13 protein-coding genes are annotated in these 16,084 nt (G+C 49.4%); 7 read left to right on the forward strand and 6 right to left on the reverse strand.

Annotated features, from left to right (window positions below):
• Positions 1 to 558: 558 nt before the first annotated feature.
• Both gltB and DES37_RS18050 read left to right on the forward strand, forming a co-directional pair.
• Positions 559 to 5,019: a glutamate synthase large subunit gene (gene gltB / locus DES37_RS18045; protein ID WP_110027148.1), complete on the forward strand. Its 4,461-nt coding sequence runs from the start codon at positions 559 to 561 to the stop codon at positions 5,017 to 5,019.
• An 11-nt stretch (positions 5,020 to 5,030) separates the two neighbouring features.
• Positions 5,031 to 6,449, forward strand: a complete 1,419-nt coding sequence (locus DES37_RS18050; RefSeq protein ID WP_110027150.1) for a glutamate synthase small subunit — start codon at positions 5,031 to 5,033, stop codon at positions 6,447 to 6,449.
• A 149-nt stretch (positions 6,450 to 6,598) separates the two neighbouring features.
• Here the strand turns inward: DES37_RS18050 and sspB are convergent, their stop codons facing one another.
• From sspB to zapE, 5 genes are all read right to left on the reverse strand, one after another.
• On the reverse strand, positions 6,599 to 7,105 hold the full coding sequence (gene sspB, locus DES37_RS18055; protein ID WP_036104958.1) for a ClpXP protease specificity-enhancing factor: 507 nt from the start codon (positions 7,103 to 7,105) through the stop codon (positions 6,599 to 6,601).
• A gap of 5 nt (positions 7,106 to 7,110) precedes the next feature.
• Entirely contained in the window at positions 7,111 to 7,749 is a 639-nt protein-coding gene (gene sspA, locus DES37_RS18060) for a stringent starvation protein SspA (protein WP_036104961.1), read from the reverse strand.
• Between the two features lie 316 nt (positions 7,750 to 8,065).
• Positions 8,066 to 8,458, reverse strand: a complete 393-nt coding sequence (gene rpsI / locus DES37_RS18070) for a 30S ribosomal protein S9 (RefSeq protein WP_000829818.1) — start codon at positions 8,456 to 8,458, stop codon at positions 8,066 to 8,068.
• Positions 8,459 to 8,473: 15 nt separating this feature from the next.
• Positions 8,474 to 8,902: a 50S ribosomal protein L13 gene (rplM, locus tag DES37_RS18075; RefSeq protein ID WP_036104968.1), complete on the reverse strand. Its 429-nt coding sequence runs from the start codon at positions 8,900 to 8,902 to the stop codon at positions 8,474 to 8,476.
• 228 nt (positions 8,903 to 9,130) lie between these two features.
• A complete protein-coding gene (zapE, locus tag DES37_RS18080) occupies positions 9,131 to 10,261 on the reverse strand; it encodes a cell division protein ZapE (RefSeq protein WP_110027152.1) in 1,131 nt (376 codons plus the stop codon).
• Positions 10,262 to 10,474: 213 nt separating this feature from the next.
• Here zapE and zapG point away from each other — a divergent pair, with 213 nt between their 5' ends.
• The 3 genes from zapG (at position 10,475) to degS (ending at position 13,552) form a co-directional block, all read left to right on the forward strand.
• Positions 10,475 to 10,876 carry a Z-ring associated protein ZapG gene (zapG, locus tag DES37_RS18085; RefSeq protein WP_036104973.1) on the forward strand — a complete coding sequence of 134 codons (402 nt, stop codon included), beginning with the start codon at positions 10,475 to 10,477 and terminating at the stop codon, positions 10,874 to 10,876.
• A gap of 149 nt (positions 10,877 to 11,025) precedes the next feature.
• Entirely contained in the window at positions 11,026 to 12,393 is a 1,368-nt protein-coding gene (gene degQ, locus DES37_RS18090) for a serine endoprotease DegQ (RefSeq protein WP_110027154.1), read from the forward strand.
• 91 nt (positions 12,394 to 12,484) lie between these two features.
• Positions 12,485 to 13,552 (forward strand): outer membrane-stress sensor serine endopeptidase DegS, encoded by a 1,068-nt coding sequence (gene degS / locus DES37_RS18095; RefSeq protein WP_110027155.1) that lies wholly within the window; start codon positions 12,485 to 12,487, stop codon positions 13,550 to 13,552.
• A 41-nt stretch (positions 13,553 to 13,593) separates the two neighbouring features.
• Here degS and mdh read toward each other — a convergent pair whose 3' ends face one another.
• Positions 13,594 to 14,532: a malate dehydrogenase gene (gene mdh / locus DES37_RS18100; RefSeq protein WP_036104979.1), complete on the reverse strand. Its 939-nt coding sequence runs from the start codon at positions 14,530 to 14,532 to the stop codon at positions 13,594 to 13,596.
• 408 nt (positions 14,533 to 14,940) lie between these two features.
• Between mdh and argR the strand changes: the two genes are divergently transcribed.
• Together argR and yhcN are read left to right on the forward strand one after the other, a co-directional pair.
• Positions 14,941 to 15,411 carry a transcriptional regulator ArgR gene (gene argR, locus DES37_RS18105; protein WP_064600675.1) on the forward strand — a complete coding sequence of 157 codons (471 nt, stop codon included), beginning with the start codon at positions 14,941 to 14,943 and terminating at the stop codon, positions 15,409 to 15,411.
• 374 nt (positions 15,412 to 15,785) lie between these two features.
• A complete protein-coding gene (gene yhcN / locus DES37_RS18110; protein WP_036104984.1) occupies positions 15,786 to 16,049 on the forward strand; it encodes a peroxide/acid stress response protein YhcN in 264 nt (87 codons plus the stop codon).
• The last annotated feature ends 35 nt before the right edge of the window (positions 16,050 to 16,084 follow it).

The raw sequence follows: 16,084 nt of genomic DNA on the forward strand, positions 1-16,084 counted from the left end.
TCACTTTACTGACGATTACTTTTCCTTATGTGAATTTAATTTCTCGACAAAAATTCTTCATAAGCCAAAAACAGTTTCATCAATTACAAAAACGGCATCAACAGGTAAAAAATACTGGAAGTTTAGAAAATACCAGTGACAAATCGCATTGGCACCACAATTACACAGTGATACAGGTCACATTCCCTGTTGAGCCAGATTTAGGTAAACTGAATGTAAAAAAGTTATTTTTTAATTTAATATCATTATGTTAAGTTGTTTTTCCTTCTTTTTTGTACAAATAAGAATGCCATTTGACCTGAGTAGCGATTCTCGCTAACTTGGGAGTCCGCTGGAAGCTTTCTCGATGAGTTCTCTGCTCATCATATTTATGCAGTAATTGAGATTCCCTCTGAAGCAAGTCCTCAACACTTGTGCACCGATGTAAAACGTCGAGTCGATAAGAGGGCGACATGCGAGGCACGCATACTGAGTATGCACACCCCGTCGCCTGTCCCCTGTTACGCCTTAACGCAATCGGTCTCGGGAATCCCGTAGAGCCTGGGGAGGTTCACTGATATGTTGTACGATAAATCCCTCGAACGGGATAACTGTGGTTTCGGCCTGATCGCCCACATAGAAGGCGAACCTAGCCACAAGGTAGTGCGTACCGCAATCCACGCACTGGCCCGGATGCAGCACCGTGGTGCAATTCTTGCCGATGGTAAAACCGGCGACGGCTGCGGTTTGCTACTGCAAAAACCCGATCGCTTCTTCCGCATCGTTGCTGAAGAACGCGGATGGCGTTTGGCGAAAAACTATGCTGTTGGCATGTTATTCCTTAACCAGGACGATACGCTGGCCCAGGCAAGTCGTCAGGTAGTAGAAGAAGAATTGCAGCGGGAAACACTTTCAATTGTTGGCTGGCGCGATGTGCCGACCAACGAAGGTGTGCTCGGTGAAATCGCCCTCTCCTCTTTACCACGTATTGAGCAAATTTTTGTTAATGCTCCCGCAGGCTGGCGCCCGCGTGATATGGAACGCCGCCTGTTTGTTGCCCGTCGCCGTATTGAACAGCGCCTGCTCAACGATAAAGAATTCTACGTTTGCAGCCTGTCTAACCTGGTGAACATTTATAAAGGTCTGTGTATGCCGGCTGATTTGCCGCGTTTTTACCTGGACCTGGCTGATTTACGTCTGGAATCGGCTATTTGCCTGTTCCACCAACGTTTCTCAACTAACACCGTACCACGCTGGCCTCTGGCTCAGCCGTTCCGTTACCTGGCACACAATGGTGAAATCAATACCATTACAGGCAACCGTCAGTGGGCAAAAGCACGTACTTACAAATTTAAAACGCCACTGATCCCTGACCTGCAGGATGCCGCGCCCTTCGTTAACGAAACAGGCTCGGACTCCAGTTCACTGGATAACATGCTGGAACTGCTGCTAAGTGGCGGGATGGACATTATTCGTGCCATGCGTTTACTGGTTCCACCAGCCTGGCAGAACAACCCGAATATGGATCCTGAGTTACGTGCATTCTTTGACTTTAACTCCATGCACATGGAGCCATGGGATGGCCCGGCAGGGATCGTAATGTCTGACGGGCGTTTCGCCGCCTGTAACCTTGACCGTAACGGTCTGCGCCCGGCACGTTATGTCATCACGACAGATAAGTTGATCACCTGTGCCTCTGAAGTAGGCATTTGGGATTATCAACCCGACGAAGTGGTAGAAAAAGGGCGTGTTGGCCCCGGCGAACTGATGGTTATTGATACACGCATCGGCCGTATCCTGCACTCAGCAGAAACCGATGATGACCTGAAAAGCCGCCATCCATATAAAGAGTGGATGGAGCGCAACGTGCGCCGTCTGGTACCGTTCGAAGATTTGCCGGATGACCAGGTCGGTGCCCGCGAATTGAGTGATGACCTGCTGGGCAGTTACCAGAAACAATTCAACTACAGCAGTGAAGAACTGGATCAGGTGATTCGCGTGTTGGGTGAAAATGGTCAGGAAGCGGTTGGCTCGATGGGTGATGACACGCCATTTGCCGTGCTGTCCAGCAAACCCCGCATTATTTATGACTATTTCCGTCAGCAATTCGCACAGGTGACCAACCCACCAATCGATCCGCTGCGTGAAGCCCATGTCATGTCACTGGCGACCAGCATTGGCCGCGAGATGAATGTCTTTTGTGAAGCGGAAGGCCAGGCTCACCGCCTGAGCTTTAAGTCACCAATTCTGCTTTATTCTGATTTCCGGCAACTGACTTCGCTGGATGAAGAACATTACCGTGCAGACACACTGGATATTACCTTTGATCCGGCCAAAGCCTCTCTGGAAGAGACTATCAAAGCGTTGTGCGACCAGGCAGAAAAAATGGTTCGTGAAGGAACCGTTTTACTGGTGCTTTCAGACAGAAATATCTCTAAAGAGCGTTTGCCCGTTCCTGCACCAATGGCTGTTGGCGCTATCCAGACTCGTCTGGTAGACCAGAGCCTGCGCTGTGATGCCAACATTATTGTGGAAACAGCCAGTGCCCGGGACCCACACCACTTTGCAGTTCTGTTAGGTTTCGGTGCCACAGCTATCTACCCTTATCTGGCCTATGAATCACTGGCGAAACTGGTTGATGGTGGCGCGCTTGAGAAAGATTACCGTACAGCGATGCTTAATTATCGCAACGGGATCAACAAAGGCCTGTACAAGATCATGTCCAAAATGGGCATTTCTACTATTGCCTCTTACCGTTGTTCAAAACTGTTTGAAGCGGTTGGCCTGCATGATGATGTTGCCAGTCAGTGCTTCCAGGGCGTGGTCAGCCGTATTGGTGGCGCCGGGTTCAGTGATTTCCAGCAAGACCTTGCTAACCTGGCCAAGCGAGCCTGGCTGGCGCGTAAACCACTGGAACAAGGCGGTTTATTGAAGTATGTCCATGGCGGCGAATACCATGCTTACAACCCGGACGTAGTTCGTACACTGCAACAGGCAGTACAGACTGGTGAATACTCAGGCTACCAGGCATATGCCAAACTGGTTAATGAGCGCCCCGCAGCCACTCTGCGTGATTTACTGTCAATCACGCCGCAAGGGGAAACCGTCAATATTGAGCATGTGGAACCAGCAACCGAACTGTTCAAACGCTTTGACACTGCAGCTATGTCCATTGGTGCGCTGAGCCCTGAAGCTCACGAATCCCTGGCAGAAGCAATGAACAGTCTGGGTGGCTTCTCCAACTCCGGTGAAGGTGGTGAAGACCCGGCACGTTATGGGACCAACAAAGTTTCCCGTATTAAGCAGGTTGCCTCTGGCCGTTTTGGGGTTACTCCGGCTTACCTGGTAAATGCAGATGTTATCCAAATCAAGGTAGCGCAAGGTGCCAAGCCGGGTGAAGGTGGGCAATTACCTGGTGATAAAGTCACCCCGTATATCGCGCGTTTGCGTTACTCAGTGCCGGGTGTGACATTGATTTCACCACCACCGCACCATGATATTTATTCTATCGAAGATTTGGCTCAGCTGATTTTTGACCTGAAACAGGTCAATCCTAAAGCGATGATTTCCGTCAAGCTGGTATCGGAACCTGGTGTGGGTACGATTGCCACCGGGGTAGCAAAAGCCTATGCAGACCTGATTACCATTGCCGGTTACGACGGTGGTACTGGCGCAAGCCCGCTTTCCTCAGTGAAATACGCTGGCTGCCCATGGGAATTAGGCCTGGTGGAAACCCAGCAGGCACTGGTCGCGAATGGTTTGCGCCACAAAATTCGTCTGCAGGTTGACGGCGGATTAAAAACAGGCGTCGATATCGTTAAAGCCGCGATTCTGGGTGCGGAAAGCTTTGGTTTCGGTACAGGTCCTATGGTTGCCCTGGGTTGTAAATACTTGCGTATTTGTCATCTGAACAACTGTGCAACGGGTGTTGCGACTCAGGATGAGAAACTGCGCCGTAATCACTACCATGGTTTACCGTGGAAAGTGACCAATTACTTCGAGTTCATCGCCCGCGAAACCCGTGAAATTATGGCTTCTCTGGGTGTAACACGTCTGGTCGATTTGATTGGCCGTACAGACTTACTCGGCGTACTGGATGGGTTTACTGCCAAACAGCAAAAACTGGATTTATCGCGCCTGCTGGAAACAGCTGAGCCATTGCCAGGAAAAGCGCTGTATTGCACAGAGCAGAACCCGCCGTTCGATAAAGGCGAGTTAAACGCCCAGTTGCTTAACCAGGCGATGCCTTATGTCGAAAATAAACAGAGCAAAACTTTCTGGTTCGATATTCGCAATACTGACCGTTCTGTTGGTGCGTCTTTGTCTGGCCATATTGCCAGCCATCATGGTGATCAGGGCCTGGCGGCAGACCCTATCGTGGCGCATTTTACCGGCACAGCAGGCCAGAGCTTCGGTGTATGGAATGCCGGTGGCGTTGAACTGCACCTGACGGGTGACGCAAACGACTATGTAGGTAAAGGTATGGCTGGCGGCTTAATTGCAATTCGCCCACCTGTGGGTTCAGCATACCGCAGCCATGAAGCCAGCATTATCGGTAACACATGCCTGTATGGTGCAACCGGTGGCCGGTTGTATGCTGCCGGGCGTGCCGGTGAACGTTTTGCAGTCCGTAACTCTGGTGCCATCACTGTTGTAGAAGGCATTGGTGATAATGGCTGTGAATATATGACTGGCGGTATCGTCTGCATTCTCGGTAAGACAGGTGTGAACTTTGGTGCCGGTATGACAGGGGGCTTCGCATATGTTCTTGATGAAGACGGCGAGTTCCGTAAACGCGTTAACCCTGAACTGGTTGAAGTCCTGGATGTTGATGAGCTTGCCATTCACGAGGAACACCTGCGTGGCATGATTACTGAGCATGTTCAGTTTACCGGCTCTCACCGCGGTGAAGAGATTCTGGCGAACTGGCCGGTATGGTCAGCGAAATTTGCTCTGGTTAAACCGAAATCCAGTGATGTAAAAGCATTATTGGGTCACCGTAGTCGTTCCGCAGCTGAGCTGCGGGTGCAGGCGCAGTAAGAGGTCATACAATGAGTCAAAACGTTTATCAATTTATCGACCTGCAGCGCGTTGATCCGCCGAAAAAACCGCTCAAGATTCGAAAAATTGAGTTTGTAGAAATTTATGAAACCTTCTCAGAAGGCCAGGCTAAAGCACAGGCAGATCGCTGCCTGTCCTGCGGCAACCCTTACTGCGAATGGAAATGCCCGGTACATAACTACATTCCAAACTGGCTGAAGCTTGCCAATGAAGGGCGTATTGTTGAAGCAGCTGAGTTGTCGCACCAGACCAACAGCCTCCCGGAGGTATGTGGTCGCGTTTGCCCGCAGGATCGCCTGTGTGAAGGTTCCTGCACGCTGAATGATGAGTTTGGTGCTGTCACCATCGGTAATATTGAACGCTATATCAATGATAAAGCCATCGAAATGGGGTGGCGGCCAGATATGAGTGGCGTTAAACCCACTGGTAAGCGAGTTGCTATCATTGGTGCCGGCCCTGCTGGCCTGGCATGCGCCGATGTCCTGACACGTAATGGCGTGAAAGCAGTTGTCTTTGACCGCCATCCAGAAATTGGTGGGTTGCTCACTTTTGGTATCCCTGCATTCAAGCTGGGCAAAGAAGTCATGAGCACTCGCCGGGAAATCTTTACCGGTATGGGTGTGGAGTTCCGTCTGAATACAGAAGTAGGCAAAGATATCCAGATGGACGATTTGCTGAACGAGTATGATGCGGTATTCCTGGGTGTCGGGACTTATCAGTCTATGCGTGGCGGGCTCGAAAATGAGGATGCCACAGGTGTGTTTGATGCACTGCCATTCCTGATAGCCAACACACGTAAACTGATGGGCTTTGAGGAAGACGCGGAACAGCCTTACGTTAACCTGCAAAGTAAGCGTGTAGTGGTTCTTGGTGGTGGTGACACTGCAATGGACTGTGTACGTACCTCTGTTCGCCAGAGTGCCACACATGTTACCTGTGCTTATCGCCGCGATGAAGAAAACATGCCTGGCTCCAAACGCGAAGTTAAAAATGCGCGTGAAGAAGGCGTTGAATTCCAGTTCAATGTTCAGCCGTTAGGTATTGAAGTTAATGGCAATGGCAAAGTGAGCGGCGTGAGAATGGTGCGCACAGAAATGGGCGAGCCGGATGCCAAAGGCCGTCGTCGTGCTGAAATCGTCGCAGGATCTGAACATGTGGTTCCTGCTGATGCCGTCATCATGGCATTTGGTTTCCGCCCGCACCGTATGGAATGGCTGGAAAAACACAGCGTAGAACTGGATAACCAGGGGCGCATTCTGGCACCAGAACACACGGATAACCCTTACCAAACAACCAACCCGAAAATCTTTGCCGGCGGTGATGCTGTGCGGGGTTCCGACCTGGTTGTTACTGCAATTGCAGAAGGCCGTAAAGCCGCAGATGGCATTATGAACTTCCTGGAAGTGTAACGAACACGGCAACAAATGAGCATTAGCTCATCCGTCAAAGCCAGTCAGTCCACGCTGACTGGCTTTTTTTACGTTGGTGGACAGGGAACGACAGGCGTAAAAAAACCGGGGTAGCGTCCCCGGTTTTCACTATTAACCAATCAGTATGGTTACTTCACAACCCGTAATGCCGGGCGGCCACCTCGTGGTGGTGGTGGATCGTTGTCCGGGTTATCACTTTCTGCCGGGGTATCAGGTTTATCGCCATCAATCACCGACATCATGGTGTTATCGGGTGATTCACCCTCAGACTCTGCAACCTGTGCGGCGTTTTCGTCATCCTGCTCGTAGGCAGGTTCAGGCTCAAACATCGTGCCTGCACCATTTTCCCGGGCATAGATGGCCAAAACAGCAGACATAGGTACGGAAACCGTACGAGGAATGCCACCAAAACGGGCATTAAACTGCACCTCATCGTTCCCTAACTCCAGGTTACCGACAGCACGAGGCGCAATATTAAGCACGATTTGTCCGTCCCGGGCATATTCCATGGGTACGTTCACACCCGGCAGCGTCACATCTACTACCAGGTGCGGCGTCAACTGGTTATCCAGCAACCAGTCATAAAAAGCACGCAGCAGATATGGACGGCGAGGTGACAACTGAGACATTTCCATTGGTATTAGCCCCGGGTGTGCAGGCGAATTTCACGCTCTGCTTCCGTCAAAGAAGCCAGGAATGCATCGCGCTCAAAGACACGGGTCATGTAGCCTTTCAGTTCTTTAGCACCAGCACCAGCAATCTCAATGCCCATCAGTGGCAAACGCCACAGCAGCGGAGCTAAATAGCAATCGACCAGGCTGAACTCATCGCTCAGGAAGTAAGGCTTCTGACCAAACACAGGTGCAATAGCCATTAACTCTTCACGCAACTGTTTACGTGCAGTTTCTACGTCCCCGGTGCCAGCCATGATGATGTTCATCAGGCTGTACCAGTCCTTTTCAATACGGTGCATATACAGGCGGCTTTCGCCACGTGCAACCGGGTAAACCGGCATTAGCGGTGGGTGCGGGAAACGCTCATCCAGATATTCCATAATGATACGGGATTCCCACAGCGTCAGTTCACGATCAACCAGAGTAGGAACACTTTGATTCGGGTTGAGGTCAATCAGATCCTGAGGCAGATCATCCGTTTCCACATTCTCGATTTCGAAACTTACACCTTTTTCCGCCAGGACAATACGCACCTGATGGCTATAGATGTCAGTAGGACCGGAAAACAGCGTCATCACCGAACGTTTGTTGGCAGCGACAGCCATGAAAACCTCCAAGTATATTCAGAAAATTACTGCCACTAACCGCTACAGCGGAGCGGCCAGCCAGATTATGGGCGCCCTGAGTCTGTTGTTGTAGTCACTTGCACCAGGCAATCCGGCTAAAACGTAAACAGATACCAGCTTTGGGGCATAAAATTGGATGATAGTTTACCAGATTTTGTTGTACTTGTGGTGAAGGGCTGTGGGAATTAACAGAAAAACACACTTGCCAGGCAGGTAACTACAGCATAGTACAGATATAAAAAAACCCGGCCAGGCCGGGTTTTTTCGCCAATGCAATCTGCTGAGCAGAGAGTAATTAACGTTTGGAGAACTGCGGACGACGACGTGCTTTGCGCAGACCAACTTTTTTACGTTCAACCTGACGAGCATCACGAGTGACGAAGCCAGCTTTACGCAGTTCAGAGCGCAGAGACTCATCGTACTCCATCAGAGCGCGGGTGATACCGTGACGGATTGCACCTGCCTGACCGGAGATACCACCACCTTTAACGGTGATGTACAGATCCAGTTTCTCAACCATGTCGACCAGTTCCAGCGGCTGACGAACTACCATGCGGGCAGTTTCACGGCCAAAGTACTGTTCCAGAGAACGTTGGTTGATAACGATTTTACCGTTGCCCGGTTTGATAAACACACGAGCGGCGGAGCTTTTGCGGCGACCAGTGCCGTAGTATTGATTTTCAGCCATTGCCTGATATCCCGATTAAATGTCCAGAACTTGCGGTTGCTGCGCCGCGTGGTTGTGCTCGTTACCTGCGTAAACTTTCAGTTTACGGTACATAGCACGGCCCAACGGGCCTTTCGGCAACATGCCTTTAACCGCGATTTCAATCACACGCTCAGGACGGCGGGCAATCATTTCTTCGAAGGTCGCTTCTTTGATACCACCGATGTGGCCGGTGTGGTGGTAGTACATTTTGTCAGAACGCTTGTTGCCGGTAACAGCAACTTTATCTGCATTCAGAACGATGATGTAATCACCAGTATCAACGTGCGGAGTGTATTCCGCTTTATGCTTACCGCGCAGGCGACGAGCCAGTTCGGTAGCCAGACGGCCCAGGGTTTTACCGGTCGCGTCGACAACATACCAGTCGCGTTTTACGGTTTCTGGTTTAGCTGTAAAAGTTTTCATTAAAAGCTTACCCAATAAATAGTTACACGTTGGTGAACACCCAAACGCTTAAAATCAGTTGAGGTTCACACGACATTGTCCAGTAAACCTACCCCCTCGGATAGTTTTCACCGGCACTCTAAAGTTTCGGGAAAAAAACTTTGTTGTAACGTGGGGTCGCAAGATTATAGAGAAGTCACTAGTAAAGATCGACCCTTTTTTCTGATTTTCAGCAGCAGTGCGCAAGGGTCATGGCCGGTGCGGTGCCTGCAAATAAGCTTCACTTTGCATTTCCTGTAACCGGGACAGGCAACGCTGGAATTCAAACTTCAGGTGTTCGCCCTGATAAATCTCGAACAAAGGCACTTGCGCGAGAACCACCAGCTTCACCTGGCGTTCATAAAATTCGTCCACAAGTGCAATAAAACGCCGGGCGGCATTCTCAACACGCGTGTCCATAACGGGTACGTTGTACAGCATCACGGTATGAAACAGGTGTGACAGCGCGATGTAGTCATGCTGGCTGCGTGCGTCCACACACAACGTATCAAACGTCACAGCCAGCGTCTGATTAGCACTGCCAAGCGTCGCCAGTGAACGATGGTTTACTTCCAGTACTTCACCCTGCCCATCGTGCCATGGTGAACCTGAAAGCGTTTGAAATAATTGCCCCATGCGCTCCTGGTTAGCTGCATTACAAGGCGAAAGCCATAAATGTGCCTGTGTTAACGCACGCAGGCGGTAATCCACTCCGGCATCCACATTCATCACATCGCAGTGAGCCTGAATTGCAGCAATGGCAGGCAAAAACCGCGAGCGCTGTAATCCATTGTGATACAGATTCTCTGGCGGAATATTCGACGTTGCCACCAGCGTAATCCCCCGGGAAAACAGAGCCTGCATCAACCCGCCCAGCAGCATCGCATCGGTAATATCAGAAACAAAGAATTCATCAAAGCAAAGCAGGTCTGCCTGGGCTTTGAAGCTGTCGGCCACAATTTCCAGCGGATCGCTGTGCCCCTGCAACCGGGTTAGTTCTTCATGGACACGCAGCATAAAACGGTGAAAATGCAGCCGCAGCTTTCTTTCACCCGGAATACTCTGGAAAAACATATCCATAAGCCAGGTTTTCCCACGCCCTACGCCACCCCACATATAAAGGCCTGTTACAGGCTGTGGGGTGTCTGGCTGGCGATTAAACCAGCGGGAAATCTTTCCTGTCAGGCCTTTTGGCTCAGCATGAGGTGCCGCCTGCCGTGCGATCAATGCCTGGTAAATAGCGTCCAGACGCGTAATTGCATCGCGCTGAACATTGTCAGGCTGAAACTGCCCATCGCGAAGCGCCATTTCGTACCGCGATGCCGGAGAGAGGGTTTGCATGGTGTTATTCTTACTTCCTTAGCAATCTAATTAACGAGTTGCCATTACTCTTTTGTCTAAAAAAAGGCCGTTCTACACTACGCGATACACCAGCAGGATTCCACTTCTCATGAATTAACGGTTATAGTGGCAGTTATAAAGCGATGGCACGGACATAATAGAAGGTAAGCCTCGCAGTTAACCCTACGACCAAACAATAAATGGGAGATGTTCATGACCTGGGAATACGCGCTAATTGGGTTAGTCGTCGGTATCATTATTGGCGCCGTCGCGATGCGTTTTGGCAACCGTAAGCTTCGCCAGCAGCAGGCATTACAGTATGAGCTGGAGAAAAATAAAGCAGAACTGGAAGAATACCGGGAAGAGCTGGTAAGCCATTTTGCCCAAAGTGCCGAATTACTGGATAATATGGCGCGTGATTACCGCCAGTTGTACCAGCATATGGCGAAAAGCTCTTCCAGCCTGTTACCAGAAATGAGCGATGAAACTAACCCGTTCCGCAATCGGCTGGAAGATTCAGAAGCCAACAACGACCAGGCGCCGGTGCAAATCCCGCGAGATTACTCTGAAGGCGCATCCGGGCTTCTGCGCAACGAAAAAGTAAAACGCAGCTAACGCCTGGTAAACGACAGGGTGCTTCGGCACCCTATTTTTTTGCGTGGTTGCGGCTACACGTTATACAAGTTGTTCATTCCTGGTATATTCAATACTATCAATCCACTCAGGATAGCTGTTTTCAAGCAAGTCAATGGGAGCCTGTATTAATGAAAAAAACAACTCCACTTTTTTGTGCTGTCGCATTAGCGCTTGGCATCGGATTGTCTGTTCCTGCAGCTTCACTGGCCGCCCTGCCTTCACAGGTTCCTGGGCAACCTGCCATTCCAAGCCTTGCACCAATGCTTGAAAAAGTGCTTCCGGCTGTTGTCAGTATTCAGGTGGAAGGCAGCGCCGTAGAGAGCCAACAAATTCCTGATGAACTGAAAAAATTCTTTGGTGATGACGGTTCAGACCCACAAGCCCAGCCATTTGAAGGTTTAGGCTCCGGTGTGATTATCGATGCAGCAAAAGGTTATGTTCTTACCAATAACCACGTTATTGAGCATGCAGATAAAATCAGTGTCCAGTTAAACGATGGCCGTACGTTCGATGCCAAACTGATTGGCAGCGATTCGCAGAGTGATATCGCGGTTGTGCAAATTCAGCATCCCGAAAAGCTCACTCAAATTAAAATTGCTGATTCCGACGCGTTGCAAGTGGGGGATTTCGCCGTTGCCGTGGGTAACCCTTTCGGTCTGGGGCAAACAGTGACGTCCGGCATTATTTCCGCACTGGGGCGCAGTGGGCTGAATATTGAAGGGCTGGAAAACTTCATTCAAACAGATGCTTCAATTAACCGCGGTAACTCGGGTGGTGCACTGCTTAACCTGAAGGGTGAATTGATAGGGATTAACACGGCCATTCTTGCTCCAGGTGGCGGCAGTATCGGTATTGGTTTCGCTATTCCGGGCAATATGGCTATCACGCTGGCAACCCAGCTTATTCACTCCGGGGAAATTCAGCGTGGGTTACTGGGGATTCGTGGTACGGAGCTGAATGGAGATCTGGCTAAAGCCTTCAACCTGAACATCCAGCGGGGTGCGTTCGTAAACGAAGTACTACCAGGTTCTGGTTCAGCCAAAGCGGGAATCAAAGCAGGCGACGTGATAACCAGCCTGAATGGTAAACCGCTCAACAGTTTTGCTGAACTGCGGGCAAAAATTGCTACAACTGAGCCCGGAACCAAAGTAAAACTGGGGCTGCTGCGTGCCGGTAAAGTACTTTCAGTCGAGGTCGTTCTCGATAAGAGCACCGCATCTTCTGCCAGTGCTGAACTAATATCACCCGCACTACAGGGTGCAACACTCAGTGATGGTCAGTTGAAAGACGGAACCAAGGGTGTACATATTGATGCGGTAGATAAAGGTAGTGCAGCTGCAAGAGCCGGGCTGAATAAAGATGATTTAATCGTCGGTGTTAACCGTGAACGTGTTCGTTCCATCGCTGAAATGCGCAAGATAATGGAAAATAAACCATCGGTTATTGCGTTGAATATCTTACGTGGTGATACCAATCTTTATCTGCTTTTGCGCTAAGTAACATAATTACCAGCCTCCGCAATGCGGTGGCTGGTAAACTCATGGTATGCTCCCTTCCTGTTTACTCCATTAATCACAATATACCTCCATGATTCTGAAGCTATTGCGGTCAGCACTAATTGGTTTATTTGTCGGTGGCATTCTGGTGCTCGCTGTGCCTTCGCTGCGCACAATGGTGCCTGCATCGGTGAGTAAGTTCACCAGTGCAGATGAATCACCGGTTAGTTATAACCAGGCTGTACGCCGGGCAGCACCGGCTGTGGTTAACGTTTACAACCGCAGTAGTAATGGTAATACCCATAACCAGTTGGAAATCCGCACCCTCGGTTCCGGGGTCATAATGGATGCCAGAGGGTATATCCTTACCAATAAGCACGTTATTAATAATGCAGACCAAATCATCGTTGCCTTGCAGGATGGCAGGGTCTTCGAGGCATTATTAGTTGGGTCTGACAGCCTGACTGATTTGGCTGTACTAAAAATTAACGCCACAAATCTGCCTGTTATTCCCATTAACCCACACAGAGTGCCACATATTGGCGATGTTGTGCTGGCGATTGGCAACCCTTATAACCTGGGGCAGACCATTACTCAGGGTATCATTAGTGCGACCGGGCGAATTGGTCTTAACCCGAGTGGCAGGCAAAATTTCCTGCAAACCGATGCATCGATTAACCATGGTAACTCGGGGGGCGCACTGGTTAATTCACTGGGTGAGCTGATGGGGATCAATACGCTCTCATTCGATAAAAGTAATGACGGCGAGACACCTGAGGGCCTGGGGTTTGCCATCCCTACTCGCCTGGCAACCCGCATCATGGATAAGCTGATTCGTGATGGGCGGGTAATTCGTGGCTATATAGGTATCACCGGTCGAGAAGTGATGCCCATGCATACAGCTGCAACATCCGGTCTGGACCAGATACAAGGTATTGTCGTGAGTGACGTGGCGCCAGACGGGCCTGCGGCAAAAGCAGGTATCCAAATCAACGATGTGATTTTATCGGTAAACCATAAGCCTGCGCTTTCTGCTCTGGAGGCAATGGATCAGGTGGCTGAAATCCGCCCAGGTTCAGTCATCCCGGTTGAAATTATGCGTGGCGAACAGAAAATGACGTTGATGGTGACAGTCCAGGAATACCCGGCAACAAACTGATAAAAACAAACATGGGCCGGGAGACGGCCCATGTGGTTATGTTAGCGGTTTACAAAATCCACGCCCAGCTCAATATCTTTCTTCAGCGTGTCAATTAACCCTTCCAGCGCTTGTTTTTCAAACGCACTTAAAACCCCAGGGGACTGGCGCTCTACAATGCCATTTTTGCCAAGCAACAGTGGCTGAGCAAAGAAACGAGCATATTCGCCATCGCCTTCTACGTAGGCACATTCAACAACACCTGCTTCACCTTCCATTGCCCGTACCAGTGACAGGCAGAAACGTGCAGCAGCAAGGCCCATAGAGAGAGTTGCTGAACCGCCACCTGCCTTGGCTTCAACCACCTCAGTCCCCGCATTCTGGATGCGAGTTGTCAGTGCCGAAACTTCATCATCCGTAAAGCTGACACCTGGAACATGAGAAAGTAACGGAAGAATGGTGACACCAGAATGACCACCAATAACAGGAACATTCACATCCGTTGCGCTTTTACCCTTGAGCTCAGCAACAAATGTATTGGAACGAATAATATCCAGCGTACTGACACCAAACAGCTTATCTTTGTTATAAACACCCGCTTTCTTAAGCACTTCAGCCGCAATCGCAACTGTAGTGTTAACCGGGTTAGTAATAACGCCAATACATGCGGTTGGGCATGTTTTCGCTATTTGCTGCACTAAGTTCTTCACAATCCCTGCATTCACATTGAACAGATCGGAACGATCCATGCCAGGTTTCCGGGCAACACCCGCGGAAATTAATACAATATCAGCGCCTTCCAGAGCGGGCGTTGCATCCTCACCAGCAAAACCTGTGATTTTCACATCGGTAGGAATATGGCTTAAATCAACTGCCACCCCCGGGGTTACCGGAGCAATATCATACAAAGTCAGCTCTGAACCAGAAGGCAGTTGGGTCTTAAGCAGAAGGGCTAGCGCCTGGCCGATACCACCTGCCGCGCCGAGGACTGCAACTTTCATCCTAAACTCCTTATTATGGTTAGCAATAAGTGCCTTAACTCCATAGGGGTTGCGACCATAATCCAGAGATGAAGTAAATACAATCTTCACGCCGCCAGTTTACTAAGTATTACGGTGTTTTGTTTACTCCGTATACTTTTCCGGGGTGGACAGTAAGTCACTTCCTAAACAGGCACTCCAATACTGGTTTTCTTAACTTGCTGAATGAATCAAAACAACATCATTTTGATAACATTTACTTTACCTTATAGCGCATATTTAAGACGTGATGCAGGTATATTTCTGGATAACATTTTTTGATAGAATCCGCGGCTTTCATCAATTTAATTCAGTTGCCGGGATACATTTGCATAAAAATTCAGTTAATTGCATAATGATGCCACTTATTGGCCTGAATGAAGGTAAATTATGCGAGCCTCTGCTAAACAAGAAGAATTAGTAAAAGCTTTTAAGGCGCTTCTCAAAGAAGAGAAATTTAGCTCTCAGGGAGAGATCGTTCAGGCTCTCCAGGAGCAAGGCTTTGAAAACATCAACCAGTCGAAAGTTTCCCGTATGCTGACCAAGTTCGGCGCCGTACGAACACGTAATGCAAAAATGGAAATGGTCTACTGTTTACCAGCAGAACTTGGGGTGCCGACAACTTCCAGTCCACTCAAAAATCTGGTACTGGATATCGACTACAACGATGCCGTGGTAGTGATTCACACAAGCCCCGGTGCAGCTCAGTTAATTGCCCGCCTGCTTGATTCTCTTGGTAAAGCTGAAGGGATTCTGGGCACCATTGCTGGTGACGACACGATTTTCACGACGCCAGCCAGTAACTTCACAGTGAAAGAGCTCTACGACGCAATTCTGGTGCTCTTCGAACAAGAACTCTGAATCCCACTGTATGGGTTTGCGCCCCCAGGGCTCCATTCCTGAGGCACGTAAACCCACTCAGCTTCTTCCTGCCATGGCCTTCTTTTCCGCTCTTTTGCCGTTTATGGCTTGTCCACCAGACAATTCCCATGCATTAAACCGCATCAATAATCAAATATTCATATCCAGTTGATTTTTATTATATTTAAAAAACAAAACCTGATTAAAAACACGCTTTTATGAATTAATGATCTAAAAAGATTTTCTTATACAATAAATATTCATTATGAAATAATTAGCCTGTTATCTTTTTTTGTGGAGGCGGACTATACTGTTTTTTGTGACACTGCTCACGAATAATGAGCAACACAAAAAAGATAACAGAGGTACCTGATATGAACATGACAAAAACTCTTACTACAGCCAGTCTGCTTTCTATGTTGTCGTTTGGCGCTTTTGCCGCAACGCAAATCAATGATGAGCAGGCAGAATCACGCCAGCCAATCGGTACAATCAGTGTCGACGGCGTTGCCAGTTCACCAATGGATATGAACCAGATGCTGAATAAGAAAGCCACTGAACAAGGCGCTTCCGCTTACCATATTATTGAAGCGCGTTCAGGCGACAGTTGGCATGCAACGGCGGAGTTATACAAATAGATTGTAACTGCCAGGGAACTGACAGCCCCATCCTG

This window comes from Mangrovibacter plantisponsor (assembly GCF_003182475.1).
In the GTDB taxonomy this organism is placed as follows: domain Bacteria; phylum Pseudomonadota; class Gammaproteobacteria; order Enterobacterales; family Enterobacteriaceae; genus Mangrovibacter; species Mangrovibacter plantisponsor.

Excerpts from the sequence above, each read along its gene's own strand:
- gltB (WP_110027148.1), top strand. The coding sequence starts at position 559 with ATGTTGTACGATAAATCCCTCGAACGGGATAACTGTGGTTTCGGCCTG.
- DES37_RS18050 (WP_110027150.1), top strand. The coding sequence starts at position 5,031 with ATGAGTCAAAACGTTTATCAATTTATCGACCTGCAGCGCGTTGATCCG.
- sspB (WP_036104958.1), bottom strand. The coding sequence starts at position 7,105 with ATGGAAATGTCTCAGTTGTCACCTCGCCGTCCATATCTGCTGCGTGCT.
- sspA (WP_036104961.1), bottom strand. The coding sequence starts at position 7,749 with ATGGCTGTCGCTGCCAACAAACGTTCGGTGATGACGCTGTTTTCCGGT.
- rpsI (WP_000829818.1), bottom strand. The coding sequence starts at position 8,458 with ATGGCTGAAAATCAATACTACGGCACTGGTCGCCGCAAAAGCTCCGCC.
- rplM (WP_036104968.1), bottom strand. The coding sequence starts at position 8,902 with ATGAAAACTTTTACAGCTAAACCAGAAACCGTAAAACGCGACTGGTAT.
- zapE (WP_110027152.1), bottom strand. The coding sequence starts at position 10,261 with ATGCAAACCCTCTCTCCGGCATCGCGGTACGAAATGGCGCTTCGCGAT.
- zapG (WP_036104973.1), top strand. The coding sequence starts at position 10,475 with ATGACCTGGGAATACGCGCTAATTGGGTTAGTCGTCGGTATCATTATT.
- degQ (WP_110027154.1), top strand. The coding sequence starts at position 11,026 with ATGAAAAAAACAACTCCACTTTTTTGTGCTGTCGCATTAGCGCTTGGC.
- degS (WP_110027155.1), top strand. The coding sequence starts at position 12,485 with ATGATTCTGAAGCTATTGCGGTCAGCACTAATTGGTTTATTTGTCGGT.
- mdh (WP_036104979.1), bottom strand. The coding sequence starts at position 14,532 with ATGAAAGTTGCAGTCCTCGGCGCGGCAGGTGGTATCGGCCAGGCGCTA.
- argR (WP_064600675.1), top strand. The coding sequence starts at position 14,941 with ATGCGAGCCTCTGCTAAACAAGAAGAATTAGTAAAAGCTTTTAAGGCG.
- yhcN (WP_036104984.1), top strand. The coding sequence starts at position 15,786 with ATGAACATGACAAAAACTCTTACTACAGCCAGTCTGCTTTCTATGTTG.